Source organism: Mesorhizobium sp. B2-2-4, from assembly GCF_006442375.1.
Taxonomy (GTDB): Bacteria; Pseudomonadota; Alphaproteobacteria; order Rhizobiales; family Rhizobiaceae; genus Mesorhizobium.
In genome coordinates, this window is the sequence record NZ_VFWB01000014.1 from 47,305 (window position 1) to 73,777 (window position 26,473).

The 26,473-nt window shown below is 62.8% G+C and carries 27 protein-coding genes and 1 pseudogene; 14 read left to right on the forward strand and 14 right to left on the reverse strand.

Annotated features, from left to right (window positions below; all coding sequences use genetic code 11):
• Positions 1-35: 35 nt before the first annotated feature.
• Positions 36-539, reverse strand: a complete 504-nt coding sequence (locus FJ959_RS27500) for a histidine phosphatase family protein (RefSeq protein ID WP_140557784.1) — start codon at positions 537-539, stop codon at positions 36-38.
• Positions 540-810: 271 nt separating this feature from the next.
• On the opposite strand from FJ959_RS27500, the gene dksA reads away from it, so the two are divergent.
• Positions 811-1,227, forward strand: coding sequence for an RNA polymerase-binding protein DksA (gene dksA / locus FJ959_RS27505; RefSeq protein ID WP_140498888.1), 417 nt, complete (start codon positions 811-813; stop codon positions 1,225-1,227).
• Positions 1,228-1,360: 133 nt separating this feature from the next.
• Here dksA and FJ959_RS27510 read toward each other — a convergent pair whose 3' ends face one another.
• Entirely contained in the window at positions 1,361-2,095 is a 735-nt protein-coding gene (locus tag FJ959_RS27510; RefSeq protein ID WP_181168436.1) for a flagellar biosynthetic protein FliO, read from the reverse strand.
• Between the two features lie 244 nt (positions 2,096-2,339).
• On the opposite strand from FJ959_RS27510, the gene FJ959_RS27515 reads away from it, so the two are divergent.
• Positions 2,340-4,916 carry a response regulator gene (locus FJ959_RS27515; protein WP_140515292.1) on the forward strand — a complete coding sequence of 859 codons (2,577 nt, stop codon included), beginning with the start codon at positions 2,340-2,342 and terminating at the stop codon, positions 4,914-4,916.
• A 55-nt stretch (positions 4,917-4,971) separates the two neighbouring features.
• Here the strand turns inward: FJ959_RS27515 and FJ959_RS27520 are convergent, their stop codons facing one another.
• Positions 4,972-5,598 (reverse strand): TetR/AcrR family transcriptional regulator, encoded by a 627-nt coding sequence (locus FJ959_RS27520; protein ID WP_140633155.1) that lies wholly within the window; start codon positions 5,596-5,598, stop codon positions 4,972-4,974.
• Positions 5,599-5,647: 49 nt separating this feature from the next.
• Between FJ959_RS27520 and FJ959_RS27525 the strand changes: the two genes are divergently transcribed.
• From FJ959_RS27525 to FJ959_RS27535, 3 genes and pseudogenes are all read left to right on the forward strand, one after another.
• The gene (locus FJ959_RS27525; protein ID WP_140560916.1) at positions 5,648-6,490 is read left to right on the forward strand and encodes an oxidoreductase; all 843 of its coding nucleotides are present in this window, start codon (positions 5,648-5,650) and stop codon (positions 6,488-6,490) included.
• Between the two features lie 84 nt (positions 6,491-6,574).
• Positions 6,575-6,793: pseudogene (locus tag FJ959_RS27530) on the forward strand (transposase); the annotation flags it as partial.
• 143 nt (positions 6,794-6,936) lie between these two features.
• Positions 6,937-7,659, forward strand: coding sequence for a DeoD-type purine-nucleoside phosphorylase (locus FJ959_RS27535; RefSeq protein WP_140525366.1), 723 nt, complete (start codon positions 6,937-6,939; stop codon positions 7,657-7,659).
• Between the two features lie 71 nt (positions 7,660-7,730).
• Here FJ959_RS27535 and FJ959_RS27540 read toward each other — a convergent pair whose 3' ends face one another.
• Positions 7,731-8,036 carry a ribbon-helix-helix domain-containing protein gene (locus FJ959_RS27540; RefSeq protein ID WP_140498878.1) on the reverse strand — a complete coding sequence of 102 codons (306 nt, stop codon included), beginning with the start codon at positions 8,034-8,036 and terminating at the stop codon, positions 7,731-7,733.
• Positions 8,037-8,282: 246 nt separating this feature from the next.
• Between FJ959_RS27540 and FJ959_RS27545 the strand changes: the two genes are divergently transcribed.
• The 3 genes from FJ959_RS27545 (at position 8,283) to FJ959_RS27555 (ending at position 10,901) form a co-directional block, all read left to right on the forward strand.
• Positions 8,283-8,678, forward strand: coding sequence for a VOC family protein (locus tag FJ959_RS27545; protein WP_140498876.1), 396 nt, complete (start codon positions 8,283-8,285; stop codon positions 8,676-8,678).
• A gap of 72 nt (positions 8,679-8,750) precedes the next feature.
• Positions 8,751-9,281: a gluconate 2-dehydrogenase subunit 3 family protein gene (locus FJ959_RS27550; protein ID WP_140515296.1), complete on the forward strand. Its 531-nt coding sequence runs from the start codon at positions 8,751-8,753 to the stop codon at positions 9,279-9,281.
• Positions 9,282-9,329: 48 nt separating this feature from the next.
• On the forward strand, positions 9,330-10,901 hold the full coding sequence (locus FJ959_RS27555; RefSeq protein ID WP_140564484.1) for a GMC family oxidoreductase: 1,572 nt from the start codon (positions 9,330-9,332) through the stop codon (positions 10,899-10,901).
• A gap of 66 nt (positions 10,902-10,967) precedes the next feature.
• On the opposite strand, the gene FJ959_RS27560 is transcribed toward FJ959_RS27555, so the two are convergent.
• Positions 10,968-11,366 carry a hypothetical protein gene (locus FJ959_RS27560; RefSeq protein ID WP_140498872.1) on the reverse strand — a complete coding sequence of 133 codons (399 nt, stop codon included), beginning with the start codon at positions 11,364-11,366 and terminating at the stop codon, positions 10,968-10,970.
• Positions 11,367-11,679: 313 nt separating this feature from the next.
• On the opposite strand from FJ959_RS27560, the gene urtA reads away from it, so the two are divergent.
• From urtA to FJ959_RS27590, 6 genes are all read left to right on the forward strand, one after another.
• Positions 11,680-12,990 carry an urea ABC transporter substrate-binding protein gene (gene urtA / locus FJ959_RS27565; protein ID WP_140498870.1) on the forward strand — a complete coding sequence of 437 codons (1,311 nt, stop codon included), beginning with the start codon at positions 11,680-11,682 and terminating at the stop codon, positions 12,988-12,990.
• A gap of 106 nt (positions 12,991-13,096) precedes the next feature.
• The gene (gene urtB, locus FJ959_RS27570) at positions 13,097-14,713 is read left to right on the forward strand and encodes an urea ABC transporter permease subunit UrtB (RefSeq protein WP_140633157.1); all 1,617 of its coding nucleotides are present in this window, start codon (positions 13,097-13,099) and stop codon (positions 14,711-14,713) included.
• Positions 14,710-15,939 carry an urea ABC transporter permease subunit UrtC gene (gene urtC / locus FJ959_RS27575; RefSeq protein ID WP_140633160.1) on the forward strand — a complete coding sequence of 410 codons (1,230 nt, stop codon included), beginning with the start codon at positions 14,710-14,712 and terminating at the stop codon, positions 15,937-15,939. The genes urtB and urtC overlap by 4 nt, the downstream gene beginning before the upstream one ends.
• Before the next feature lie 6 nt (positions 15,940-15,945).
• Positions 15,946-16,692: an urea ABC transporter ATP-binding protein UrtD gene (gene urtD / locus FJ959_RS27580; protein WP_140625083.1), complete on the forward strand. Its 747-nt coding sequence runs from the start codon at positions 15,946-15,948 to the stop codon at positions 16,690-16,692.
• A gap of 69 nt (positions 16,693-16,761) precedes the next feature.
• Complete coding sequence (gene urtE / locus FJ959_RS27585) at positions 16,762-17,457, forward strand: urea ABC transporter ATP-binding subunit UrtE (protein WP_140557767.1); 696 nt, start codon at positions 16,762-16,764, stop codon at positions 17,455-17,457.
• A gap of 230 nt (positions 17,458-17,687) precedes the next feature.
• Entirely contained in the window at positions 17,688-17,864 is a 177-nt protein-coding gene (locus FJ959_RS27590) for a hypothetical protein (protein WP_140633163.1), read from the forward strand.
• A 51-nt stretch (positions 17,865-17,915) separates the two neighbouring features.
• Here FJ959_RS27590 and FJ959_RS27595 read toward each other — a convergent pair whose 3' ends face one another.
• The 9 genes from FJ959_RS27595 to FJ959_RS27635 form a co-directional block, all read right to left on the reverse strand.
• The gene (locus FJ959_RS27595; RefSeq protein WP_140525359.1) at positions 17,916-19,067 is read right to left on the reverse strand and encodes a GGDEF domain-containing protein; all 1,152 of its coding nucleotides are present in this window, start codon (positions 19,065-19,067) and stop codon (positions 17,916-17,918) included.
• Between the two features lie 111 nt (positions 19,068-19,178).
• Positions 19,179-19,436: a hypothetical protein gene (locus tag FJ959_RS32430; RefSeq protein WP_140633166.1), complete on the reverse strand. Its 258-nt coding sequence runs from the start codon at positions 19,434-19,436 to the stop codon at positions 19,179-19,181.
• Positions 19,437-19,574: 138 nt separating this feature from the next.
• Positions 19,575-20,387, reverse strand: coding sequence for a DUF72 domain-containing protein (locus FJ959_RS27605; RefSeq protein ID WP_140633169.1), 813 nt, complete (start codon positions 20,385-20,387; stop codon positions 19,575-19,577).
• A 41-nt stretch (positions 20,388-20,428) separates the two neighbouring features.
• Positions 20,429-20,899 carry a GNAT family N-acetyltransferase gene (locus tag FJ959_RS27610; protein WP_140633171.1) on the reverse strand — a complete coding sequence of 157 codons (471 nt, stop codon included), beginning with the start codon at positions 20,897-20,899 and terminating at the stop codon, positions 20,429-20,431.
• 28 nt (positions 20,900-20,927) lie between these two features.
• Positions 20,928-23,849 (reverse strand): excinuclease ABC subunit UvrA, encoded by a 2,922-nt coding sequence (gene uvrA / locus FJ959_RS27615; RefSeq protein WP_140633173.1) that lies wholly within the window; start codon positions 23,847-23,849, stop codon positions 20,928-20,930.
• 708 nt (positions 23,850-24,557) lie between these two features.
• Positions 24,558-24,839: a hypothetical protein gene (locus FJ959_RS27620; protein WP_140560963.1), complete on the reverse strand. Its 282-nt coding sequence runs from the start codon at positions 24,837-24,839 to the stop codon at positions 24,558-24,560.
• 96 nt (positions 24,840-24,935) lie between these two features.
• Positions 24,936-25,541 carry an ATP-dependent Clp protease proteolytic subunit gene (locus FJ959_RS27625; RefSeq protein ID WP_140498846.1) on the reverse strand — a complete coding sequence of 202 codons (606 nt, stop codon included), beginning with the start codon at positions 25,539-25,541 and terminating at the stop codon, positions 24,936-24,938.
• A gap of 31 nt (positions 25,542-25,572) precedes the next feature.
• A complete protein-coding gene (locus tag FJ959_RS27630) occupies positions 25,573-26,076 on the reverse strand; it encodes an SRPBCC domain-containing protein (RefSeq protein WP_140584355.1) in 504 nt (167 codons plus the stop codon).
• Complete coding sequence (locus FJ959_RS27635) at positions 26,073-26,387, reverse strand: metalloregulator ArsR/SmtB family transcription factor (protein WP_140498842.1); 315 nt, start codon at positions 26,385-26,387, stop codon at positions 26,073-26,075. Before FJ959_RS27635 ends, FJ959_RS27630 begins: the two co-directional genes overlap by 4 nt.
• Between the last annotated feature and the right edge of the window lie 86 nt (positions 26,388-26,473).

Here is a 26,473-nt window from a genome sequence, read left to right on the forward strand (position 1 = left end):
CGATATAGGCGTTGCCGTTCTGGTTTGAAATGGCGTCAGAGGTCAGCCGGCGTCAGGAATGCCTCGAGATACCCGGCACCCTGGGCGGCCCCGGCAAGATCGCCGCTGAAGCGCACGACCGCCAGGCCCGAGGTCGGGAAACCATGATTGAGCATGGCGCGGGCGCTTTCCTCGCCATCGCCGGACACCGCCATGGCGAGATCCTCCGTCATCGGATTGTGGCCGACGAGCAGCATCGAACCCACCCCACCATTGTCCCGGATGAGGCTGAGGTACGCGGCCGCGTCCTCGCTGTAGAGCGCGTCGACGAACAGAACCCGGCCGGTGTCGGCCCGACCGGCCACGCCTTCCAGCGTCTCCTTCGCGCGCCGGGCTGTGGAGCAAAGCGTCAGATCGGGCACATAGGAGCGCGACCGCATGGCGATGCCCATCGCCTCCGCATCAGCGTGGCCGGACGCATCGAGCGGGCGATCGAAATCACGCATGCCGGGCAGCGCCCATCCGGCTTTGGCGTGCCTCAACAGATAAAGCCTGCTCACCCAACCTCCACCGTGCCAACAGCCCGAACCGTGCCGTGATTAGCCACAAGAACGGCGTGGCGCACAATGGCAGTCGTTTTTCGGACATGACGAATCATCAGCCGGCGGCCGCCAGTTCGAAGGATCCGGTACCTAAGACCAGCCCGAATCACCTCAATCGCGCTCATCGAGGCAGATTAACAATTGCGTGAATCGGTAATCGATTGCGCTTGTGCAGGCGTTTGACCGCGAATATATAGGCGCCAAATTTGGGGCTGTTTGGGTGAGTCGAATGAACGATGCCGTTACCGCCGATTACGTACCCTCCGAAGACGAGCCGTTCATGAACGAGCGGCAGAAATCCTACTTCCGCTCAAAGCTCGTCACCTGGAAGAATGACATATTGCGCGAAGCGCGCGAAACCCTCGAAATCCTACAGCAGGAAAACGCCAATCATCCCGATCTAGCCGACCGCGCCTCTTCGGAAACCGACCGCGCCATCGAACTCAGGGCGCGCGACCGCCAGCGGAAACTCATCGCAAAGATCGATTCGGCCTTGCAGCGCATCGAGGAAGGCACTTACGGCTATTGCGAGGAGACCGGCGAACCGATCGCGCTGAAGCGGCTGGATGCCCGCCCGATCGCAACCTTGTCGATCGAAGCGCAAGAGCGCCACGAGCGCCGCGAGAAGGTCTATCGCGACGATTAGCCTGCGGTCTGCATTCAAGAAGATTTCAGCGATATCGCTCTCGAAATGGCCGGTTTTCCGGCCGTTTCTTTTTTCAGAACCCGGGTGATGCGCATAACCCCGATCGGTTTTTCGGACCGGGCGCAAGCGCTGCTCACCTTTTCTGGCTGGAGAGTTCGCCCAGAAGCCTGGTCATCTCATCGTCGAGCGACGGCGGTGTTTTTGCCACCGGCTTGGTCGCCGGACTGCTCGAGCGGGGCTGGTCGAGCGAAACCTCGAGTTCCTTCATCAGCGTTTCATCGATGCTTTCCTGCCCCGGCGGTGGTGAAGCCGGCGGCGGGGCATGCCGGACGGCATTGACGTTTGCGGAGCCGTAGGAAGGCAGCGGCGTGACATTGGTCGGCTGATAACCCTGCGCCGCCGGCTTCGGCACCGGCTCCGGAGCGCGCTGGCGGGCGGGCGCTGCGCTCACCGGCTGCGGAGCAGGTGCCTGTCTCGCCGGCGCCGGGGTGGGCTGAGGCGGACGCGGCTTTGCCACCGCGACAGGCTGCTGCGAACCGCCATCTCCGGTCAGCGCGGGACGGCGTGGCGCAGAAAGGCGGATGTCACGCTCGACGACGACATCGGTCGGGCCGCCGATCAAAAGCAGATGCTCGATGTCGTCGCGGCGCACCAGCACCAGGCGGCGATGGCTGTCGACGGCGGTGGCGTCCATGACCGCAAGCCGCGTCTTGCGGTTCCGGCCGCCCGCGACAAAGGTGCCGAAGGTCAGGTTGCGAACGAGTTTGACGATGATGAGGACGATAACCAGCAGGACCAGCGCCGCGAAGGTCCACAGCAGTGCCGCTACATAGCCGGGGCCCGCTACGCTATCCAGCCATTGCAGCATTGGTTCCCCCTGATCGGTTTGGAAGTGACGCGACACTAGACCGTTGCGGCGGGCTACCGCAAGTTGCCTTTCACGCTTCATGAACAGCTTGAAACACTGGAGGGCCGGCCGACATCATTTTTATCTGACATTTGCCGCCCGGGCCTTTTCGGGACCGGGAGAATATGATTCAACCCGACAGGGGCGGGCGTCGGCACACATTGCGGCGAGTATCGGAACACCGGACTTCAAGAGCAGGGGGCACATGGCCAAGGAAACGCGCGGCGATTTCTATCCGGTACCGATCGTCGATCAGAACACGCGGCCGGGCGCCGTTACCCGGCTCGTCATCTTCATTGCCGTCCTGACGGGGGCCGCGATCGTTTTCGGCCTGTTTCGCGAGCGGCTCGGCGACCCTTTCCTGCTGGGCATGCTCGGCGTGCTGGCGATGATCGGCGTCGGCTTCCTGTTCGCCACGGCGATCGGCTTCGTGCAGATCACTCCACGCTCGACGGGCGACGAACTGTCGAAGGCATTCGTCGATTCGATGTCGCAGGGTCTTCTGGTCACGGACACCAAGGGCCGCGTGGTCTATGCCAACCGCGCCTATGCCGACATGACCGGAGCCTCTTCCGCGGCCGACCTGAAGACGGTCGAAGGGCTGCTTTCGGATGTTCCGGAAGCTTCGGTCACCATCTACCGACTGGCCTCCGGCCTGCGTGACGGCCAGCCGGGCGACGGCGAGTTCCGGCTCGCGCAGTCGATCAAGCCTGGCGCTGAGCCAGGCGCGCGCTGGTATCGCGCCCGCGCCCGCGCTTTCAGCGTGCCGGGCCAGCGGCCGCCGATGCTCGCCTGGCAACTTGCCGACATTTCGCAGGAACGCGCCGAGCAGGAGCGTTTCTTCCTGGACCTGCAGAAGGCGATCGATCATCTCGACCACGCGCCCGCCGGCTTCTTTTCCGCCGACCAGGAAGGCCGCGTCACCTATATCAACGCCACGCTCGCCGAATGGCTGGGCATCGACCTTGCCAGCTTCACGCCCGGCGCCGTCTCCCTGCCGGAGATCGTCGCCGGCGACGGCATGGCGCTGGTGCGCTCGGTCAAGGCCGACCCCGGTACGACGCGCAACGCGGTCATCGATCTCGACCTCACGACAATGACGGGCGAGGCGCTGCCGGTGCGCTTCATGCATCGCGTTTCAGCCAGCCGCGAAGGCCTCAACGGTCCGACGCGCACGATCGTGCTCAACCGCACGCAAGGCGAGGACGCCTCGGCGGACCTGCGCGCTTCGGAAGTGCGGTTCACCCGCTTCTTCAACTCGACGCCGATGGCGATCGCCGGCGTCGACGCCAGCGGGCGCATCCTGCGCACCAATGCGCCGTTCCTTTCGCTGTTTTCGTCGGTCGTAGACCGGGACGCCGTCGACCGCCGCATGCGGCTCGACACGGTCATCCACGAACGTGACCGCCCGGCCTTTGCCGCGGCCTTCGAAAAGGCACGGCAGCGGCAGGCCGATATCGAGCCGATCGATACGCTCCTGCCCGGCAATGAGGAGCGCCACATCCGTTTTTACGTCAATGCGGTCGCCGACGGCACAGGCGGCGAGGGGGCCGAGGAGTCGGCCATCGTCTACGCCGTCGAGACGACGGAGCAGAAGGCGCTCGAAGGGCAGATGGCGCAAAGCCAGAAGATGCAGGCCGTCGGCCAGCTTGCCGGCGGCATCGCACACGACTTCAACAATGTGCTGACCGCCATCATCATGGCGTCGGACCTGCTTCTGACCAATCATCGGCCGTCGGACCCATCCTTCCCCGACATCATGAACATCAAGCAGAATGCCAACCGGGCAGCCTCGCTGGTGCGGCAGTTGCTGGCCTTTTCGCGCAAGCAGACGCTGCGGCCGGAAGTGCTGAACCTTACCGACGTGCTCGCCGATCTCAGGATGTTGCTCGCCCGTCTGGTCGGCAACGACATCAAGCTGAAGATCGACCACGGTCGCGATCTCTGGCCGGTCAAGGTCGATATCGGCCAGTTCGAGCAGGTGGTGGTCAACCTGGCGGTCAACGCGCGCGATGCAATGCCGGCGGGCGGCGACCTCACGGTGCGCACCCGCAATGTGACCGCCGAGGAGTGCAAGACCTTTCCCTACCGGGAACTCACTCCGGCGGACTATGTGGTGGCCGAGGTCGAGGACACCGGCAGCGGCATCGCGCCCGACGTGCTGAAGAAGATATTCGAACCGTTCTTCACCACCAAGGAGGTCGGCAAGGGCACCGGCCTTGGCCTGTCCATGGTCTACGGCATCATCAAACAGACCGGCGGCTTTATCTTCTGCGATTCCGAGGTCGGCAAGGGTTCGGTCTTCCGCATCTTCCTGCCGCGCCACATCGCCGAGGCAAAGAAGGCAGGCGAACCCGGGGAAGCACCGGCAGCGGTGCCTGCCAAGTCGGCAGAGACAGGCAAGGATTTGTCCGGGTCGGCCACGGTGCTGCTGGTCGAGGACGAGGATGCGGTGCGCATGGGCGGCATGCGGGCACTGACCTCGCGCGGCTATACCGTGCACGAGGCGTCCTCCGGAGTCGAGGCGCTGGAAGTGTTCGAAGCGCTCGGCGGCAAGGTCGACATCGTGGTTTCGGATGTGGTGATGCCGGAGATGGACGGGCCGACGCTGCTCGGCGAACTGCGCAAGCGCCAGCCGGACATCAAGTTCGTCTTCGTGTCCGGCTATGCCGAGGATGCATTCGCCAGGAACCTGCCGGCGGACGCGCATTTCGGATTCCTGCCGAAACCGTTTTCGCTCAAGCAGTTGGCAACGATCGTCAAGGACATGCTGGAGTCTTAGGCCGTGAACCCGTAACTCGGGAAATGGCCGAGATTGGCGGTTCCCGAACGGCAGCTTAGGAGGCGGAATCGCCGAATAGCGGCCGTTCAGCAAATCCGAGCAGCAAGGTTTTTGCGATTTCTCGCGCCTTCCAGGCAAGCGCCTCATCCGGCAGTTCGCCGGCGGTCCAGAATGACAGGACCCCACGAAAGGCAAATGCGAGCTGTTCCGGCAGACTGCGCAGCGCCTCCTGCCTGCTGGCTGCGATCAAGCCTTCGCCCGCTCCAAGGGCCAGCGACCACAAGGTTGTGGAGTGCGCCAGGACCTTTCCGGGGGACGGGCCGGCCGTGCCGATCCATCCCATCACGGCCCGGTTAATCCCCGGCTCCTCCAGCATCACCTCGACCGCCGTATCGATGGCCAACAGCACGCGGCCGGCGGCATCGGCAGGCGGTGACATCCCGGCAAAGCGCTGGACCATCGTATCGATCCGCCGCCCCGAAAGGGCATGCATGATCGCGGCCTTGCTCCCGAACTGATTGAACGGCGTCGCGAAACTGACCCCAGCTTCGGTGGCGAGGTCGCGCATCGAGAAATCGGCCTTACCCTGTCGGAGCAACCGCTCCGCCGCATCGATCACACGCTGGCGAAGCGGCTCACCCCGCGTAGCGGTCGGAGCAACCTTGGTCTTGTTTGGCGTCATGCTGTTATCTATATCATGATATAGTTTCAATCATAGCCCGGAGTGAACCATGACTTCCACCCCTAAGACATTCCTCATCACCGGTGTCAGCTCCGGGCTGGGGCGCGCATTTGCAAGAGGCGCGCTTGAAGCGGGCCATCGGGTGATCGGCACCGTGCGGCGGGAAGCCGACGCCGAGATCTTCGCCGCGCTCGCGCCCGATCGCGCCCACCCGCTCTTGCTGGACGTGACCGATTTCGAGACGGTCCCGGCGGCTGTCACCGCGGCCGAACGGCAGGCGGGTCCAATCGACGTGCTGGTGAACAACGCCGGTTACGGCCATGAGGGCGTGCTGGAGGAGTCCTCCATGGACGATCTCCAGCGCCAGTTCGCCGCCAACGTCTTCGGGCCCGTCGCGATGATCAAGGCGGTGCTGCCGGGCATGCGCGAGCGGCGTCGCGGCCATATCATCAACGTCACGTCCATGGGCGGCTTCATCACCATGCCCGGGATCACCTTCTATTGCGGAAGCAAATTCGCGCTCGAAGGCATTTCCGAAGCGCTCGGCAAGGAAGTGGCAGGCTTTGGAATTCGGGTGACGGCGCTCGCTCCCGGCCAATTCCGCACGGATTGGGCCGGACGCTCGATGGATCGCACGCCGCGCAGCATTGCCGACTATGACGCGGTCATGGACCCGATCCGCGCCGCGCGACAGGCCAAGAGCGGCAACCAACCGGGCGATCCGGCCAAGGCCGCGCAGGCGTTGCTCGTGCTGGTCGATGCCGCGAACCCGCCGGTACGGCTGTTCCTGGGCGACGACGCGCTGGGGCTGGTCGACCAGAAGCTCGACGCGATGCGGGGCGAAATCAGCGCGTGGGAGGAGCTTTCGCGCTCAACCAGCTTCGCATCATGAGCGCTTGGAGCGCGTCGGCTGATGAAGACGCGCCGCGCGTCTTCATCAGCCTGCAATTGGGGCGGCTCGGCCTGTGACCGCCGGCCGAACATCCCGCCGAAGAGCAACCAAGTGAAGCCTTGCTTCAGCGAGCGGCTCTATCGCGAGCGCAACCTGATCGAGCGGTTCTTCTCTGAGCTGAAGCACTTCCGGCCTGTCGCCACCCGCTACGACAAGCTCGCCACCAACTTCCTCGCCATGGTCCAGCTCGCCTCGATGCGGCTGTGGCTCCGCGCTTACGAGTCTAGAACAGTTCAGCTTTGATAGAGTCGCCGACCGGTTTAACTCTTTGTTTTCGTGATATTGTCGTCCTGAAACGAAGTTTCCGTGTATTAGCGTTCCCGAATGCCTCTTGCGCAATACCGCGACAAGGCCATGATTGTGGCTGAAACGGCAGGGACGAGCTGTTGACGCCACACATCGAAGCCAGCGAGGGTGACTACGCCGACATTGTGCTGTTGCCGGGCGACCCCCAGCGCGCCGAATGGATGGCCATGACATTCCTGGAGGCCCCACGCTGCATCAACCGCCGGCGCGGTGCCCTTGGCTTCACTGGCCTGTTTCGTGGTCAGCCGGTCAGCATCCAGGCGACCGGCATCGGCGTATCCTCCTTTCTGATCTATGCGCATGAGCTGCTGGACGGCTACGGTGTGCGGACTTTGATCCGTACCGGCACCTGCGGCGGGCTGACCGCTGAGGTAAAACTACGCAGCCTCGTCATCTCGCAATCGGTGCGGCCCGAAAGCGCCCGAAGCGGTCAGGTTTTCGGCCTCTATGACGCTGCAGCCGGGCCGGACCCGGCGCTGTTTGCTCGCGCATTGGCGAAGGCGGCCGAACTCGGCATCGACCATCGTGCCGGGCTGACGGCATGCAGCGACGTCTTCCACCATCCGCAGGGACGCGCCCGTTTTGCCGATGCGCAGGCAGCCGGCGCGCTGGCCGTGGACATGGAGACCAGTGCGCTCTATCGCATTTCCAGGCATTTCGGGGCCCGTGCGCTATCGATCTGCACGGTGGTCGACGATATCGACAGCGGCGAACAGACCCAATATGCAGAGCGCCAGGATCTTTTTACCGACATGACGCGGCTGGCGCTGGAAATCGCCGCCGCCGATCGGCCCGGTGCGTGATAGGCCCGCCGAGCCGCCCCAGTTCCTGATGCATTCCGAACACAAAGCCGGGGGGCACTTTTCTGGATTCTTCAGGCGGCTTCCCATTTCGGCGGCATCTGGTCTTCCATACCCGGCCGGTGGCTGCGCAGATAGAGCGCGCAGGTGGTGCGCAGCATGGAGGCGAAGTTGGGAATCTCGCCATTGATCTCGATGGCCTCGTCATAGAGTTTCGAGATGAATTTCGGCGTCGTCAGGTCCTGGCTTTCGGCGATTTCGTCGAGCAGTGCCCAAAACGTCGCCTCAAGCTGGATGCTGGTCGAATATCCGTCGATGCGGATCGACCGGTTGATCTGACGATAACCTTCGGGGTCCTGGGCCGCAAATACCCTGCACATCCGACAACCTCCCACGTTCGTTGATTTTTGGCGTTGATTTTGGGTGGACAGATGCTTTTGCCGCCAGAGGCGACGCGGCCTTTGTCCCCGACAGCATTCTCCGGCAAAATCGGCTGAACAGCAATCGGACTTTCGTCCTTGCGATTGTCAGGCGAGTCGATCTTCGGAGCGTGGTAACCGGCTGCCACCATCTTTTGCCGTCGCCGCGCATAATCATCTTCGAAGCATCGAGTGGCGAGGACTGATTTGGCGAAGGCAATCCACACCATGATCCGGGTTCTCGACGAGACCCGCTCCGTCGATTTCTACAGAAATGCCTTCGGCCTCGATGTCGCCGAAAGGCTGGATTTCGACACGTTCACGCTCATCTACCTCAGCAATGCCGAGACGCAATTCGAAGTCGAACTGACCGTGAACAAGGGTCGGCAGGAGCCTTATGCGCTTGGCGATGGCTACGGCCATCTCGCGGTTTCGGTCGTCGATCTCGACGGCGAGCACGACCGGCTCGGCGCGCTCGGCCTCAACCCGAAGAAGATCGTCGAATTCAACCGTGACGGTTCGCTGATCGCACGCTTCTTCTTCATCGAGGATCCGGACGGCTACAGGATCGAGGTTCTGCAACGAGGAGGCAGGTTCCAGTAGAGATCGCGGCCGCGTGTGCGCGGCGCCAGCCAAGGCATCCCATGGATGCAACCAGCAAGCAGGGAGGAAAATATGGTCACGATCTATGAAAGCAGGCCCGGGCTTTCGCGGCGCGAGCTTCTGAAGCGCGGCGGCGTCGGAGCCTTGCTCGTCATTTCCGGCAGCGCGGTCATCAGCCCGGAACATGCCTGGGGCCTCGAAACGTCGGCGCTGAAGCCGGAGACGATGGCGACGCTGATCCAAATGGGGCGGGACGTCTACCCGCACGATCAGCTTCCCGACAAATATTACGCCATCGCGGTCAAGAGCCATGACGATCAGGCCGGCAAGGATGCCGCACATAGGGATCTCATCGAGAACGGCATCGCCGATCTCGACAAGAGGTCCGGCAAGGGCGGCTACCGGAACCTTGGTTGGGAGGATCAGCGTGTCGCAGTGCTGAAGCAGGTCGAAGCCACGCCTTTCTTCCAGGCGGTGCGCGGGGGCCTCGTCGTCAGCCTCTACAACCAGAAGGAGGTCTGGCCGGTCTTTGGCTATGAGGGCGAATCCTATTCCAAGGGCGGCTATATCGCGCGCGGCTTCGACGACATCGAGTGGCTCTGAGCCGGCTCCTCTCGCCACCCAGCAAAATCGAAATCATGGGAGGAAACCATGGCAGCAGCATTTGATCTGAAAAACGACAATTTGGTCGTCATCATCGGCTCGGGGGCCGGCGGCGGCACACTCGGCAATGAACTCGCCCAGAAGGGCATCGACGTCGTCATCCTGGAGGCCGGCGCACGCCACGAATTCGACGACTTCATCAATGACGAGTGGGACTCCTTTGCCCAGCTCGCCTGGAAGGACAAGCGCACAACCTCCGGCGACTGGCGCGTGGCCAGGGATTTTCCGAACCTGCCGGCCTGGATCGTGAAATCGGTCGGCGGCTCGACCACGCACTGGGCCGGCGCTTCGCTGCGCTTCCAGGAGCATGAGTTCAAGACCGCCTCGACCTACGGCAAGGTGGAGGGCGCGAACCTGCTCGATTGGCCGGTGACACTGGCCGAGATGGAGCCCTATTACGCCAAGGCCGAAGCCAAGATGGGCGTCACCGGCACCAATGACTGGCCGAGGCTGCCGGGCAACAATAATTTCAAGCTGTTGAAGGCTGGCGCCGACAAGCTCGGCTACAAGGAATGCCACACCGGCAACATGGCGATCAATTCGGTCGAGCGTGACGACCGGATGTCCTGCCAGCAGACCGGCTTCTGCTTCCAGGGCTGCAAATGGGGCGCCAAATGGTCGACGCTCTACACCGAGATCCCGAAAGGCGAAGCGACAGGCCATCTCGAGGTGAGGCCGAACGCCATGGCCGTCAAGATCAACCATGACGCCTCGGGAAAGGTGACCGGCGTCGTCTATGCCGACAAGGACGGCAAGCTGCAGGAGCAGAAGGCCCGCATCGTCGCCGTCGCCGGCAATTCGATTGAAAGCCCGCGCCTGCTGCTCAATTCGGCTTCGAGCAAGTTCCCTGACGGCCTCGCCAATTCATCGGGGCAGGTGGGCAAGAACTACATGCGCCACACCACCGGCTCGGTTTATGCCATCTTCGACAAACCGGTGCACATGTATCGCGGCACCACGATGGCCGGCATCATCCGCGACGAGGCGCGGCATGATCCATCGCGCGGTTTCGTCGGCGGCTACGAATTCGAGACGCTTTCGCTCGGCCTGCCGTTTATGGCGGCCTTCCTCGATCCCGGCGCTTGGGGCCGCTCCTTCACCACCGCACTCGACCACTACGACCACATGGCAGGGCTGTGGATCGTCGGCGAGGACATGCCGCGCGAAGAAAACCGCATCACGCTGCATGCCGACGAAAAGGACGAGCACGGCATGCCGATCGCCGATGTGCATTTCGACGATCATCCCAACGATACGGCGATGCGCGATCATGCCTACAAACAGGCCACGGCGCTCTACGATGTGGTTGGAGCGACGCGTACTTTCCCGACGCCGCCTTATCCTTCCACCCATAATCTCGGCACAAACCGGATGAGCGAGAAGGCGGCCGAAGGCGTCGTCAACAAGCACGGCCAGACGCACGACATCAAGAACCTGTTCGTTTCCGACGGCAGCCAGTTCACGACAGGCGCGGCCGAGAACCCGACGCTGACGATCGTCTCGCTGGCGATCCGGCAGGCCGATTACATCGCCAGCCAAATGTCAGCGAGAAGCATCTAGTTCCACCTCCCGACTGCCTGCTGGCGCGGAGCCCCGACCGGGGTTCCGCGCCATTTTTCTCGACTTTCAGCCCTTGGTGCAGGTCGAGGCGGTGAAGGCGCCGTCGGGCTGTCTCATGATGATGTCGAACGAGGGCGGGCCCTGACCATCCAGAGTTGCCTGAGTGAGGGACAACGAGTTGCCGCCGGCGGTGTAGCCGCCGAGCGGTCCCAGCCAGGAGATCACCCCATTTGCGTCCATCTGGTAATTGTAGCCCTGCTGGGCGGTCCCGAAGGTGACTGGGCCGGTATAGACGTTTCCCTTGATGGTGATGTCGCCGAGGTTGAGGAACATGCCGAGCAGGTAGACCTCGCAATGATAAATGCCGTCGGGCATCTTGCCGTCGCTGAAGTCGGCTCGCGCCGCCCCGGTCGCCGCCGCCAGAAACAATAGGCCGGTAGAGATGCGTGAAATTCCGGATGCCATGACGTCGCTCGGTTGAGGGGCGAACTTGCCCCATTTGTGTGCCATACCGCAATATTTGTCGCGTGCGGCCCGCGTCCGGAGATCAAAATCTAGGCATTTGGAGAAATTGGACGAAAATTAGGCAAAAACCGTGTGCGCTGCGCAAATTTCCCTCAACCAATTTTTAACCGGCCCTCACGCTTTCTCTAAGCACGATATGTCAATCCACTGATAATATTGAGCATTAACTCCTTCCACGAAACCGCCTCGGCGATTGGCATGGGGGTTGCTTCGTAGTGTTGCGTTGCAATCAATCAGCTTGGGAGTGTCAGGCATGAGGGGTAATTTCTCGACAATAACAAAAATGTTTTCGGCGGGCGTGGTCGCTGCCGGCCTGTCGATGTCGGCGCCCGCGAAGGCGGCCGACGACACGATCAAGGTCGGCATCCTCCATTCGCTGTCCGGCACGATGGCGATTTCGGAGACGACGCTGAAGGATGCCATGCTGATGCTCATCGACGAGCAGAATGCCAAGGGCGGCCTGCTCGGCAAGAAGCTCGAAGCGGTCGTCGTCGATCCGGCGTCCAACTGGCCGCTCTTCGCCGAGAAAGCGCGCGAGCTGATCTCCAAGGACAAGGTCGCGGCGGTGTTCGGCTGCTGGACCTCGGTGTCGCGCAAATCGGTGCTGCCGGTGTTCTCGGAACTCGACAACATCCTGTTCTATCCAGTCCAGTATGAGGGCGAGGAGAGCGAGCGCAACGTGTTCTATACGGGCGCGGCGCCGAACCAGCAGGCCATTCCGGCCGTCGACTATCTGATGAGCGAGGATGGCGGCTCGGTGAAGCGATGGGTGCTGGAAGGCACCGACTATGTCTATCCCCGCACCACCAACAAGATCCTCGAGGCCTATCTGAAGGCCAAGGGCGTCGCGGCGGAAGACATCATGGTCAACTACACGCCGTTCGGTTTCTCGGACTGGCAGACCGAAGTCTCGGCAATCAAGAAGTTCGGTTCGGCCGGCAAGAAGACCGCCGTCGTCTCCACCGTCAACGGCGACGCCAACGTGCCGTTCTACAAGGAACTGGGCAACCAGGGCATCAAGGCCGAGGACATCCCGGTCATGGCCTTCTCGGTCGGCGAGGAGGAGCTTGCCGGTCTCGACACGGCGCCGCTGGTCGGCCATCTCGCCGCATGGAACTACTTCGAGAGCGTCGACACGCCCGAGAACAAGAAGTTCATCGCCGACTGGCACAAGTTCATCAAGAACGACAAGCGCACCACCAACGACCCGATGGAGGCCCACTATATCGGCTTCAACATGTGGGTGAAGGCGGTCGAGAAGGCCGGCACCACCGATCCGGACAAGGTGATTGACGCCATGGTCGGCGTCTCGGTGCCGAACCTGACCGGCGGCTATTCGACGATGATGCCGAACCATCACATCACCAAGCCGGTGCTGATCGGTGAAATCCAGGCCGACGGCCAGTTCGAGACGGTCTCGCGCACGCCGGGGCTGGTGATGGGCGACGAGTGGTCGGATTACCTGCCCGACTCCAAGGACTTGATCTCCGATTGGCGGGCGCCTCTGTCCTGCGGCAACTTCAATGTCGCCACCGGCAAATGCGGCGGCAAGGGCACAAACTGATCCTCCCGGGCTGGACCTTCAGGTCCATGCCCATGACCGCGAGCGTCCGGACGGTTCCTTCGCCGTCCGGACGTCCAACTCAACCCTGAAGAGTCGCCTGACGCCGATGAACCTTTTCCGCGCACTTGGCCTGACACTGCTGTTCTTGCTGGCGACGCTGTCGTCATCGGGCGCCGGCGAAGCCGATCTGCGTGGCATCATCGCCAAGTTCGCCGCCGCCAAGGGTTTTTCGGAGACGGGAGCTGTCGTTCACGACTTGGCGGCGACCGGCGATCCGGCAGTGGAGCGGCCTCTTGCGGCACTCGCCGATGGCAATCTTTACATCCGCAAGATCGATTCCCTGGTCTTCGTCGGCAAGGAAGGCGGCGAACGGGTCCAGCTTTTCGACCCGCTGAGCGGTGAGCCATCCGGTGAAGCAGCCAAGGACGACATCACCAAGATCAAGGTCAACAACACGCTGCGCCGCACCATCCGCGATGCGCTGGGCACGCTGACGCTTGGCGCCAAGGATCCGGCCGTGCGGCTCGCCGCCGCCGACACCATGTTCAAGACGCCCGATGCCGCAAACATCGAGCCGCTCGACGCTGCGATCGCCAATGAGACGGTCGCCAGTGTCAAGACCTTGCTGCAACAGGCTCGTGCCGCGTCGATTCTGAGCTCGGATCGGCCTGATGCCGACAAGCTCGCGGCAATCGCCCTGATCGGCGCGCGCGGCGACCGCGATGCGGTATCGCTGCTCACCTCGGCAGGGGCCAATGCCTTGGGCGCAGTGAAGGAAGCGGCGACGGCGGCTATCGCCAACATCAATTCGACGCTGGCCCTGTGGGACGCCGGACAGAACATCTGGTACGGCATTTCGCTGGGCTCGGTGCTGCTGCTGGCAGCGATCGGGCTTGCCATCACCTTCGGCGTCATGGGCGTCATCAACATGGCGCATGGCGAGATGGTGATGCTCGGCGCCTACACGACCTTCGTCGTCCAGCAGGTGATCCGCACGTCGTTTCCCGGCCTGTTCGACTGGTCGCTGGTCATCGCGCTGCCACTTGCCTTCCTGGTCTCGGGGCTTGTCGGCCTCGCCATCGAGCGCGGCATTATCCGCTTCCTCTACGGCCGGCCGCTGGAGACGCTGCTGGCGACATGGGGCGTTTCGCTGATCCTGCAGCAGGCAGTGCGTTCGATCTTCGGGCCGACCAACCAGGAGGTCGGCAATCCCTCCTGGATGTCGGGTTCGTTCGATGTCGGCCAGCTTGCCATCACCTGGAACCGGCTCTGGATCCTGGTCTTCGCGCTTAGCGTCTTTGCCGTGCTGCTCTATGTGATGAAGCGCACCCCCTGGGGCCTACAGATGCGCGCCGTCACCGCCAACCGCCGCATGGCCGCCTCTATGGGCATCAGGACGCCATGGGTCGACGCGCTGACCTTCGCGCTCGGCTCCGGCATTGCCGGCATTGCCGGCGTGGCGCTCAGCCAGATCGACAATGTCTCGCCCAATCTCGGCCGCGGCTACATCATCGACAGTTTCATGGTCGTCGTCTTCGGCGGCGTCGGCAATCTGTGGGGCACGCTGGTCGGCGCCTTTTCGCTGGGCATCGTCAACAAGTTCCTCGAACCCTATGCCGGCGCCGTGCTCGGCAAGATCGTCGTGCTGGTGCTGATCATCCTGTTCATCCAGAAGCGCCCGCGCGGCCTGTTCGCGCTCAAGGGCAGGGCGGTGGAAGCATGATGTCGGGACGCTTCTTCGCCGCGGGCGCGGACCGCCGCATCGCCATCACCATCCTCATTCTGCTGGCGGCGGCCATCATCGTGCCGCTGCTCAACCTTGCGGTATTACCGACGAGCGCCTTCTACATTCCGCCCTATATCGTGGCGCTGACCGGCAAATATCTCTGCTACGCGCTGCTGGCACTCGCGCTTGATCTTGTCTGGGGCTATTGCGGCATCCTTTCGCTCGGCCACGGCGCCTTCTTCGCGCTCGGCGGCTACGCGATGGGCATGTATCTGATGCGCCAGATCGGCTCGCGCGGCGTCTATGGCAACCCGGTCCTGCCTGATTTCATGGTGTTCCTGAACTACAAGGAACTGCCCTGGTTCTGGACCGGCTTCGACCATTTCTGGTTCGCCGGCCTCATGGTGCTTGCGGTACCCGGCCTGCTTGCCTTCGTCTTCGGCTGGTTCGCCTTCCGCAGCCGCGTCACAGGCGTCTATCTCTCCATCATCACACAGGCGATGACCTATGCGCTGCTGCTCGCCTTCTTCCGCAACGACATGGGCTTCGGCGGCAACAACGGCTTGACCGATTTCAAGGACATTCTGGGCTTCAACGTCCAGGCCGACGTGACCCGCTCGGCGCTGTTCGCGGCCAGCGCGGTGATGCTTGCGCTCGGCGTCTTCGTCACCTGGGCGATCGTCGGCTCCAAATACGGCAAGCTGCTGATGGCGGTGCGCGATGCCCAAAGCCGCACCCGCTTCCTCGGCTGGCGGGCTGAGAATGTGAAGTTGTTCGCCTTCACGGTTTCAGCTGTCACGGCCGGCGTCGCGGGCGCGCTTTACGTGCCGCAGGTCGGCATCATCAATCCGGGCGAATTCGAACCCTCCAATTCGATCGAGGTGGTGATCTGGGCCGCGGTCGGCGGGCGCGGCACCATCATCGGGCCGATCATCGGTGCGCTGCTGGTCAACGCCGGAAAATCCTGGTTCACCGGCGTGCTGCCTGAACTGTGGCTGTTCGCACTCGGCGGCGTGTTCGTCGCCGTGACGCTGCTCTTGCCGAAAGGCATCATCGGCATGTGGGATAGCTGGCGCGGCAACGCCAAGGCGCTGCGCGCGGCATCGTTGGCCGAGGAGGCCGGCGCCGATGGTGAAATCGCGCCGTCCAAAGTCGTGCAGGCGGCGGCCAGAACACCCGGCGAATGGTCCTCGTCCAGCCTCGAACCACAGCCGGCGGAGTAACGAGCGATGTCGAAGTCGAACACCATTCTCTATCTCGACGGCGTCTCGGTTTCCTTCGACGGCTTTCGCGCCATCAACAATCTGTCGCTGGTGCTCGACAAGGGCGAGATGCGCGCCATCATCGGCCCCAACGGCGCCGGCAAGACCACGATGATGGACATCGTCACCGGCAAGACACGGCCCGACGAGGGCGAGGTGTTCTTCGACGGCCAGGTCGATCTCACCCGCCATGACGAGGCCGAGATCGCCATGATGGGCATTGGCCGCAAATTCCAGAAGCCGACGGTTTTCGAAAGCCACACCATCGAGGAAAATTTGATGCTGGCGCTGAAGGGGCCGCGCTCGATCTTCCCGGCGCTGTTCCATCGACGCTCGCCCGCCGAGACGCGGCGGATCGATGACATCCTCGGGACCATCCGGCTCGGCGACAAACGCGACGAGCTCGCCGCCTATCTCAGCCATGGGCAGAAGCAGTGGCTGGAGATCGGCATGCTCCTGGCGCAGGACCCGAAGCTGCTGCTGGTCGACGAGCCGGTCGCCGGCATGACCGACGCCGAAACCGAGGAAACCGCGCGCCTGCTCAAGGAGATCGCCCGCGACCATTCAGTGATCGTCGTCGAGCATGACATGCATTTCGTGCGCGAGCTCGGCGTCAAGGTCACCTGCCTGCATGAGGGCTCGGTGCTTTCAGAAGGCACGCTCGATTTCGTATCTGCCGATGAACGCATCGTCGAAGTCTATCTGGGGAGATGAGCATGGTTTGGCGGGTGCAATTCCATCGCTTCGATCTTGCCTTCCTTCGGTTCTGGAGAAGGCGCTGACATGCTCGAAGTTTCCGATGCCACGCTCCACTACGGCGCCGCCCAGGCGCTGCGCGGCGTGTCGCTCAAGGCGGGCGCCGGCAAGATCACTTGCGTGCTCGGCCGCAATGGCGTCGGCAAGACCAGTTTGATGAGATCGATCGTCGGCCACCACAGGCTGACGAGCGGAAGCGTTGCCTTCGAGGGGAAGGCGCTCGACCGGAGCGCGGCGTATGACCGCGCCCGGTCGGGCATCGCATTCGTGCCGCAGGGCAGGGAGATCTTTCCGCTGCTCAGCGTGCGGGAAAACCTCGAATCGGGATTCTCGCCCCTGAAACGGGCCGACCGCAACGTGCCGGCGCATGTCTTCGAATTGTTTCCGGTGCTCAAGCAGATGCTTGGCCGCCGCGGCGGCGATCTCTCCGGCGGCCAGCAGCAGCAGCTCGCCATCGGCAGGGCGCTGGTGATGCGGCCCAAGCTTCTGGTGCTCGATGAGCCGACGGAAGGTATCCAGCCGTCCGTTATCAAGGACATCGGCCGCGCCATCCGCTATTTGCGCGACCAGGCCGGCATTGCGGTTCTTCTCGTGGAGCAATATCTCGACTTCTGCCGCGAACTCGCCGACGAGGTCAACATCATGGACCGCGGCCAGATCGTCCATACTGGTCCTGCCGAAGATCTCGACCGGGCGGATGTCAGGAAGTTCCTGACGGTGTAAATCCATCTCCTGATGAAAGATTGCTCAATCTTTCTTCAACACCCGCTGGCACGCTCAATACTACATGCTAGTCTTCTGATGGCTTTGTGAGTCGGCCGTTTCCGTATCAGTCTGGTTTGTCGCAGATCGAGGTGGGCGACGGGCAAGTTCCGCGCAAGCATGCGTTCCTAGCATCCTCCCTGCGATCTCGGTCGTTCAACGCGTTTGGGCATACAGGCCAAGGGGCAGCTATGGAACGTTACGTCGAGGACTACCAGAAGCGGCGGCTCACAGAGCCCGTCGACATCATCACAGCCATCAACATTCTGAAGTCCCAGGGCTATGACCACGACGAGCTGATCGAGGAGATCACCAAGGTCTTCTATGTCGACCTCGATGCCTTCAATGAAATTGTCATGGCGGCGTAAAAGCCGCATTCGGCCATTCAACAATGATGGGCACGGCATTGATGCGCTTGGTCAGCTAGCGCGCCGGAATGGAGAGGCGGTGACGCGGTTGCGGCCGCCGCGCTTGGCGGCATAGAGCGCCTTGTCGGCGGCGCTGAGCACCTTGTCGAAGCTCAGGCCCTCTTTGGTGCCGAAAGCAAAGCCGGCGCTGACGGTGCACGTCAGGGGACCGTTCTCGGTGTCGATGCGGCGCGCGGCGAACGAGGTTCGTATCGCCTCGGCCGTGTTTTCCACTGTTTCGGGCAAAGTCCGCTTCAGCACCACCGCGAACTCCTCGCCCCCCATGCGCGCGGCGACATCGGTCGGGCGAAGGTTGCCGGCAAGCTCCTTGGCGAACACTTTCAGCACCTCATCGCCCGTCGCGTGGCCGAACTGGTCGTTGATGGCCTTGAAGCTATCGAGGTCGAACACGACCACGGCGGTAAAGGCGCCGACGGGAGAATCGCCAAAGAGGTCGAACAGCGCGCGGCGGTTGAGCAGGCCGGTCAGCTGATCCGTCAGCGCGTTGCGGCGATGATGCCCCGCTAGACGCCCCTGGTTGAGGGCCAGCGACAAGGCGCCGATGCCGGTCATGCTGGCGATGACGACGATGAGGCTGAGATCCTCGGCCCAGTTCCTTGGCGCATGGCTCAGGATCAGCTTGCCGTCCCATGCCAAAACCGTCGCGCAGAGCAGGAAGGACATGGCGGTCGCTGAATAGAGTGCGGCGGCGCCGATGGTAAGCGCTGGGGCCTCGGCGCGGCCCTTCCAGTATTCGGCGGCGGTTGCGAACAGGAGCAGGGCCGCGAACAGATTCTCGAACATGAAGCCGAGCCCGTCATAGCCGAGAGCCATGGGCGGCAGCGCCACTGCCAGCGAAATGCCGCTGCCGATCAAAACTCTGGGGATCGGCGAGCCGCCGCTTCTGAATTGGTATGCGGCGCCCAGCATCATGGAGAAGCCGACCAGCAGCAAGGTGAAGGTGGCGATGCCGAGGCCGCGCCTGGGCGCGTCGATATAGGCGTCATAGGTGAAGACCTCGCCCACCACCAGCATGGCGCTGAGCGCCCAGGTGAGCAGGAACTTGTCGGTGCGGGCGGTGAGCCATGTGCCGAACAACGTCAGGCTCAGGCAGGCAGCGGAGAAACCGACCGCCAGCAGAAGTGAGTTGTAGTCGAGCGACATGCCCTCGTTCCTTGCCCGCGACGACCCTGCAGCCTGACGTTGCTGGAGTCATGACGCAAGGAAGTGTCGATAAGGTTACGATCGCGGCGAAAAAGCCAAGCTTGCACGGCGTTAGAGGACTACCGCCGACAGGAGCAGAACGGCACCGACCGCCATCATCAGCAGACCCGGCCAATTCTGTGACACGCCTAGGAAACCGAGGCCGCGCCGGCGTGGCTCAAGCGTCGGGGCCTGCGTTGCGAGATCTGGCATCCGTCGATCCGAAGCTGCAGGTGCCGGATCGCTGAGCCGTCCACGCCTGAGAGCTGCGCCCGCCGTATACACAACGCCGGCGACGATGAGAAACGCACCGATAAGGATGACAGCCATCCTTCCTCGCTTTTCTGCTGGTTTTCCCGCGCGGGAACCCGCCACCAAGGCAAAACGACGATGACGCCTTGAGGTTCCGACAGAGGCTATTGACGCCGGCAATTCATGCAAATGGAGATAGCCGCAGAGGCTTGCCGCTTAGCTGGTTTCTGTCACTCGCTTCATCAGCGCCATGGCGCCGAAGGGCGCGCGCACCTTGCCCTCGGTGATGAAGTAGACGAACACGTCGCGCGGTTGCACCGGTGCGTCGGTGGCAGGGTCGGCGCGCCGCAAACCGGTTGGCCGCTTGCCTTCCGCCCAGACCTTGGCCCGCGCCGCCCATTCATCGAGGCCTTTTGGCGTGTAGCAGTCGGGATTGTCATCCGAGCCGGTCTGCAGCCGCGCATAGATGAAATCGCCGGTGATATCGGCGATATCAGGATATTTTGCGTGATCGGCATAGACGATGGCCGCCTTGTATTTGCGCGCGAGCGCCGGGAATTCCGGCACGATGAAACTGTCGTTGCGAACTTCGAGCGCGTGGCGCAACGCGATACCGTCTTGGCTTTCCGGCAACAACTTCAGAAACGCCTCGAAATCGTCGGGATCGAATTTCTTGGTCGGCGCGAACTGCCAAAGGATCGGTCCAAGCTTGTCGCCCAGCGCGGCGACGCCGGAGCCAAGGAAACGCATCATCGATTCACCTGCTTCGCCCAGCACGCGGCGGTTGGTGACGAAGCGGTTGCCCTTCAGCGAATAGACGAAACCGTCGGGTGCCTCATTGGCCCATTTGACGAAGGTCGGTTCCTTGAAGCTGGAATAGTAGGTGCCGTTGACCTCGATGCTCGGTACCTGCCGGCTGGCGTATTGCAACTGCTTGGCCTTGGGGAGTTTTTCCGGGTAGAAGGACGTGTCCCATGGCTCGAAGGTCCAGCCGCCCATGCCGGCGCGGATTGTTCCCGATTTGCTCATTGTCGTCCTCCCGTTTCAGAAATCTGGCCGCGTTCAGAAAATCAGGCCGCCGTGACCTCGTCGACCGGCTTGGCCATGTCGACGAGCACCCATCCTGGCCGGTAGGGATTGGGCCGGCGACCCGTTTCGCGATAGCCGTAGGCCAAATAGAGCGCGATGTTGCGCTCCATTTTCGCATTGGTGTAGAGCCGCACCTCCGGCACGCCCCACAGGCGCGCCTGCTGATCCGCATGTTTCAACAATGCGATGCCGAAGCCCTTGCCCTGAAATCCTGGCGCCACCGCGACGGAGAAGATCATCGCGTGGTCTTCGTGCCCCTCCAGGACGATCAGCCCGGCCAGGTCGCCGCCGCTCTCCAGCAGCCAGGCCTCGCCGCGTTCGATGCGTGGCGCATAGTCTTCGGTGACCGGGATCGGCGGCGCGCCCAACAGCGCGGTGTAGGGCGCGTAGGCATCCGTGGTCAGAGTCATGACGGCGGTGACATCCGGGGCGAGGGCTTTCCTGATCTTCATTTCGAGGATTCCCAACGCCAGCCCGCTCTCACTCCGCCGCTTCGCGCTTGCCTCCGGGGCGTCGCTCCAGCAATTCCTTGAGGAATTGGCCGGTGTAGCTGCGTTTTTCGCGCACGATCGCTTCCGGCGTGCCGGAGGCGACCAGTTCGCCGCCGCCATCGCCACCCTCGGGGCCGAGGTCGAGCACCCAGTCGGCGGTCTTGATCACTTCGAGATTGTGCTCGATGACCACCACCGTGTTTCCCTGGTCGACCAGTTCGTGCAGCACTTCCAGCAGCTTGGCGACATCGTGGAAGTGCAGGCCGGTTGTCGGCTCGTCGAGAATGTAGAGCGTCTTGCCGGTCGCCTTGCGCGACAGCTCCTTGGCGAGTTTTATCCGCTGCGCCTCGCCGCCCGACAACGTGGTTGCCTGCTGGCCGATATGGATGTAGCCGAGGCCGACCTGCTTCAGCGTGTCGAGCTTGTCGCGCACACCGGGCACGGCGGCGAAAAAATCGACGCCTTCCTCGACCGTCATGTCGAGCACGTCGGCGATCGACTTGCCCTTGAACAGCACGTCGAGCGTCTCTCTGTTATAACGCTTGCCGTGGCAGACGTCGCAGGTGACGTAGACGTCGGGGAGGAAGTGCATCTCGATCTTGATAACGCCGTCGCCCTGGCAGGCCTCGCAGCGGCCGCCCTTGACGTTGAAGGAGAAGCGGCCCGGCTGGTAGCCGCGCGCCTTGGCTTCCGGCAGGCCCGCGAACCAATCGCGGATCGGCGTGAAGGCGCCGGTATAGGTGGCGGGGTTGGAGCGCGGGGTCCGTCCGATCGGCGACTGATCGATGTCGATGACCTTGTCGAGGAACTCCAAGCCCTCGATGCGGTCGTACTCGGCCGGATGCTCGCGCGAGCCCATGATGCGGCGCGAGGCCGCCTTGAAAAGCGTTTCGATCAGGAAGGTCGATTTGCCGCCGCCCGATACGCCTGTGACGGCGGTGAAGGTGCCGAGCGGAATTTCGGCGGTGACGTTCTTCAGATTGTTGCCGCGCGCGCCGACGACTTTCAGGCGGCGGTTCTTCTTCGCCTCGCGGCGAACCGCTGGTGTCGCCACTTCGAGCTCGCCCGAAAGGTATTTGCCGGTGATCGAATTCGGGTTGGCCATCACCTGCTGAGGCGTGCCCTGGGCAATGATTTCGCCGCCATGGATGCCGGCGGCCGGGCCGATGTCGACGACGTAGTCGGCATGCAGGATGGCATCCTCGTCATGCTCGACCACGATGACCGTGTTGCCGATGTCGCGCAGGTGCTTCAGCGTGTCGAGCAGGCGCGCATTGTCGCGCTGGTGCAGGCCGATCGACGGTTCGTCCAGCACGTAGAGCACGCCGGTGAGGCCGGAGCCGATCTGCGATGCCAGCCGGATGCGCTGGCTCTCGCCGCCCGACAGCGTGCCGGAATTGCGCGACAGGGTGAGATAGTCGAGGCCGACGTCGTTGAGGAAGCGCAGCCGCTCGCGGATTTCCTTGAGCACGCGCACGGCGATCTCGTTCTGCTTGTCGTTGAGCTGCGCCGGCAGGTCGGTGAACCACTGGTCGGCCTTGCGGATCGACTGTTCGGTCACTTCGCCGATGTGCTTGCCGGCGATCTTCACCGCCAGCGCTTCCGGCTTCAGCCTGTAGCCACGACAGGCCGGGCAGGGGGTGGCCGACATGAAGCGCTCGATTTCCTCGCGCATCCAGGCGGATTCGGTCTCTTTCCAGCGCCGCTCGAGGTTGGGGATGACGCCCTCGAAGGTCTTGGTCGTTTTGTAGGAGCGCAGGCCGTCATCATACTGGAAGGTGATCTCGCGCTCGCCGGTGCCGCGCAGGATGGCTTCCTGGGCTTCCCTGCTCAAATCCTTGAACTTGTCGCCGAGCTTGAAGCCGTAAGCCTTGCCGAGCGCCTCCAGCGTCTGCACGTAGTAGGGCGAAGTCGATTTCGCCCATGGGCTGACGGCGCCATCGCGCAGCGAGACGTTCTCGTCGGGAACGACCAGATTGGGATCGATGGCGCGCTGGCTGCCCAGCCCGTCGCAGGTCGGGCAGGCGCCGAACGGGTTGTTGAACGAGAACAGCCTGGGCTCGATCTCGGGAATGGTGAAACCGGAGACCGGACAGGCGAATTTTTCCGAGAACAGGATGCGCTCATGCGTCTCGTTCTTCGACTTGTTGACCGAATCCTCGCCCGTCTGACTGGCATCGAGCGGCTTATCGGCGAACTCCGCCACCGCCAGCCCCTCCGCGAGCTTCAGCGCGGTCTCCATGGAATCGGCAAGGCGCGTTGCGAGGTCGCCACGCACGACGATGCGGTCCACGACCACGTCGATGTCGTGCTTGTATTTCTTGTCGAGTGGCGGCACATCAGCGATCTCATAGAAGACGCCGTCGACCTTGACGCGCTGAAATCCCTTTTTCTGCAGCTCGAGCAATTCCTTGCGGTACTCGCCTTTGCGGCCGCGCACGATCGGCGCCAGGATGAACAGGCGCGTGCCTTCCTCGACCGCCAGCACGCGATCGACCATCTGCGACACCGTCTGGCTCTCGATCGGCAGTCCGGTGGCGGGCGAATAGGGTACGCCGACACGCGCGAACAGAAGCCGCATGTAGTCGTATATCTCGGTGACGGTGCCGACCGTCGAGCGCGGGTTCTTCGAAGTGGTCTTCTGCTCGATGGAGATGGCCGGCGAAAGGCCGTCGATCTGGTCGACATCCGGCTTCTGCATCATTTCGAGGAATTGCCGCGCATAGGCCGACAGGCTCTCGACATAGCGGCGCTGGCCTTCGGCATAGATGGTGTCGAAGGCAAGCGACGATTTGCCGGAGCCCGACAGGCCCGTCATGACGATCAGGCTGTCACGCGGCAGGTCGAGATCGACATTCTTCAGATTGTGTTCGCGCGCCCCGCGAATGGAAAGATATTTATGGTCGGCCATTGCCGGTCGCCGCCTCAGATCTGGAATTTGTGGGATCGGCGGGTTTTCCCCGGCCGTCCCCTATGTAGGTATTTTTGCCGCCGCGTCGAGAGACGCCACAATTCTCGACCAAGTCGTTTAACCGTCTTTCGCACGAACGGGCAAGCGGAAAGAACAAAGACCGAACACGCTCCTGACAAAAGCGGTGGAGCAGGCGGCGTGGTTCCCATCAGGGGATATCTCGCTCGATCACATTTTTTCCGATCGGACATCGAGCGGTTGACGTCCCTGGCTGAGGGGAGCAGACTCCACACGTCAATGAAGCCGGCTGTCTTTCGATGGCCTCGCCGCCCAAAGGCGGTCTGCGAGACGCCGCGGGCTATTGCGATCAGTGCTTCTGACGACGATTGTCGCAATGGACACAGGAGTGGAGCATGACGCCACCGGACAGTCCCTTGAGGCTCCAGCAGTGACTGGAGCCGCGGCAGGCATGAATGCCAGGGAGACGCGAGCGCCTTCCGACGTGACCCTGCCGGATGCACCAAAATCAGAGACTACTGGTCGGATCGTCGGCTGAACGCCGCGAAGCATCCGAAATCGAAAGCCGGTAAAACATTCCCGGCGAAAGATTGGATTATAGATCCAGAAAAGCCCCGTCCGTTTGCTAAAAGCACGGCGGGGCTGCTCTTTTGGGGGAACGCGCAGGTACTGACGGCCCCGACATGTCAGCTACCGCGGCGGTTTGATCCCGCCGGCGCCGACATCGACCGTGATGCTGCCGGAAATCCTGACATCGGTATCGCCGATCTTGAACCGGCCGTTGCCGTTGGCGGGGAAGGCGTCATCGGGTTCGGGCTGCGGGGCCGGCTTGGCGATGCGATAATCGCCGGCCACACCGGGCAGGCTGCCTTTCTGGCTGTCGTTGGCAAAGGCGCCGCCGGCCAGCATGAGCGCACCGGCGAAAATAGTGACGGCAAGACGCCAAGGTTGGAATAAGCGGCTGTCGATCATCGGCCGGTTATAGCGCCGCCCCGCCGAGGTGGCCAGACCGGCGGTCATCAAATCGCCGGACGGCGGGGCCGTCGCAATTCATCGTGCTTGTGCCGGTCACGCCGCCTTTTTGCGGGTATCGTAGACATGATCGACGAGACCCCATGCCTTCGCTTCCTCGGCGGTCATGAAATAGTCCCGGTCGAGCGTGCGCTCGACCTCTTCATAGGTGCGGCCGCAATGGCGCGCATAGAGCTCGGTCATCTGCCGCTTGGTGCGCAGAATGCCTTCGGCGTGACGCTGGATGTCCGATGCCTGACCCTGGAAGCCGCCAAGCGGCTGGTGCAGGACGAGGCTGGCGTTGGGCAGCGCGATGCGCCGTCCCGGCGTGCCAGCCATCAGCAGGAACGAAGCCATCGAGGCGGCAAAGCCCATGCACACCGTCGACACCGGACAGCTGACATATTGCATCGTGTCGTAGATGGCGAAGCCGCTGGTCACCACGCCGCCAGGCGAGTTGATGTAAAGCGAGATCTCCTTGTCGGGATTATCCGATTCCAGCGACAGAAGCTGGGCGCAGACCAGCGCCGACATGCCGTCGTTGATCTCGCCGTTGATAAAGACGATGCGCTCGCGCAGCAGCCGCGAGAAAATGTCGAAGGCGCGCTCGCCGCGGCTCGATTGCTCGATCACCATCGGCACCAGATTGGCAAAACCGGTCATCGTCTCTCTCCGTTTCTCATGTGTCGGCCACTCAAGCGGCGCGCTGCAGAAGGCAAAATGAATTGGCGGCGGCCGTACGGCCGGAGGCGCTCGCAGCGAATGAAAGCCGGCAGCCGACACCTGCCATGGTCACCATGGGCCTGGCGGCGGATGTCGCCACACGGGCAAAGCCTTCATGGATAATATGCAGATGCGTGCCGCCCGAAACGGTGCGGGCGAGCGTGAAGGTGACGATGCTGTCGAGCGGGTTCCGTTCCTCGTCGGGCCGCGGCTGTTCCCGCCAGGAATAGCGAAGCCTTTTTCCGGGCTCGGCATCGAGGATCTCGCATTCGATCGGCGCATCCGGCCCGGCAAAGGCGAAATTGCTGCCGATCTCAGGATTGATGTCGTTGGGCATCATCCAGGCCGCAAGCAATTCGGGCACGGTCAGCGCCCGCCATACCTTTTCCGGCGGCTCGGGGAGATCGCACTCGAACTCGATCGCGTCGGGGGCGGTCCGCGCATGGCTTTCGCCGGTCACTGGTGCGTGCGTCATTGGTCCATGTCCTTGAGAACCGTCTTCAGTTTTTCGATGCGCTCGGGCCAGAAGGTCCGGTAGCGTTCGATCCAGCCGAGCAGCGGGTCGAGCCCTTGCGGATCGGCGCGGTAATAGGCATTGCGGCCCGCCCGCCGTTCGACCACCAAGCCTGCGCCGCGCAGCACAGCCAGGTGCTGCGACACAGCCGGCTGCGACACCGTCATGCCGGTGCGCAGTTGCGACACCGTCATCTCGCTGGTGGCGAGGCGTTCATAGACGGCGCGTCGGGTGGGGTCGGCCAGCGCCCGGAAAATTTCCGCTTCGATCATGGTGAAAGCATAAGTCGATACTTATTGGTTTGGCAAGCGGTCTTTTGCGGCCCATATAAAAGGAAGCTGGCGGCTCGGGCATTGCT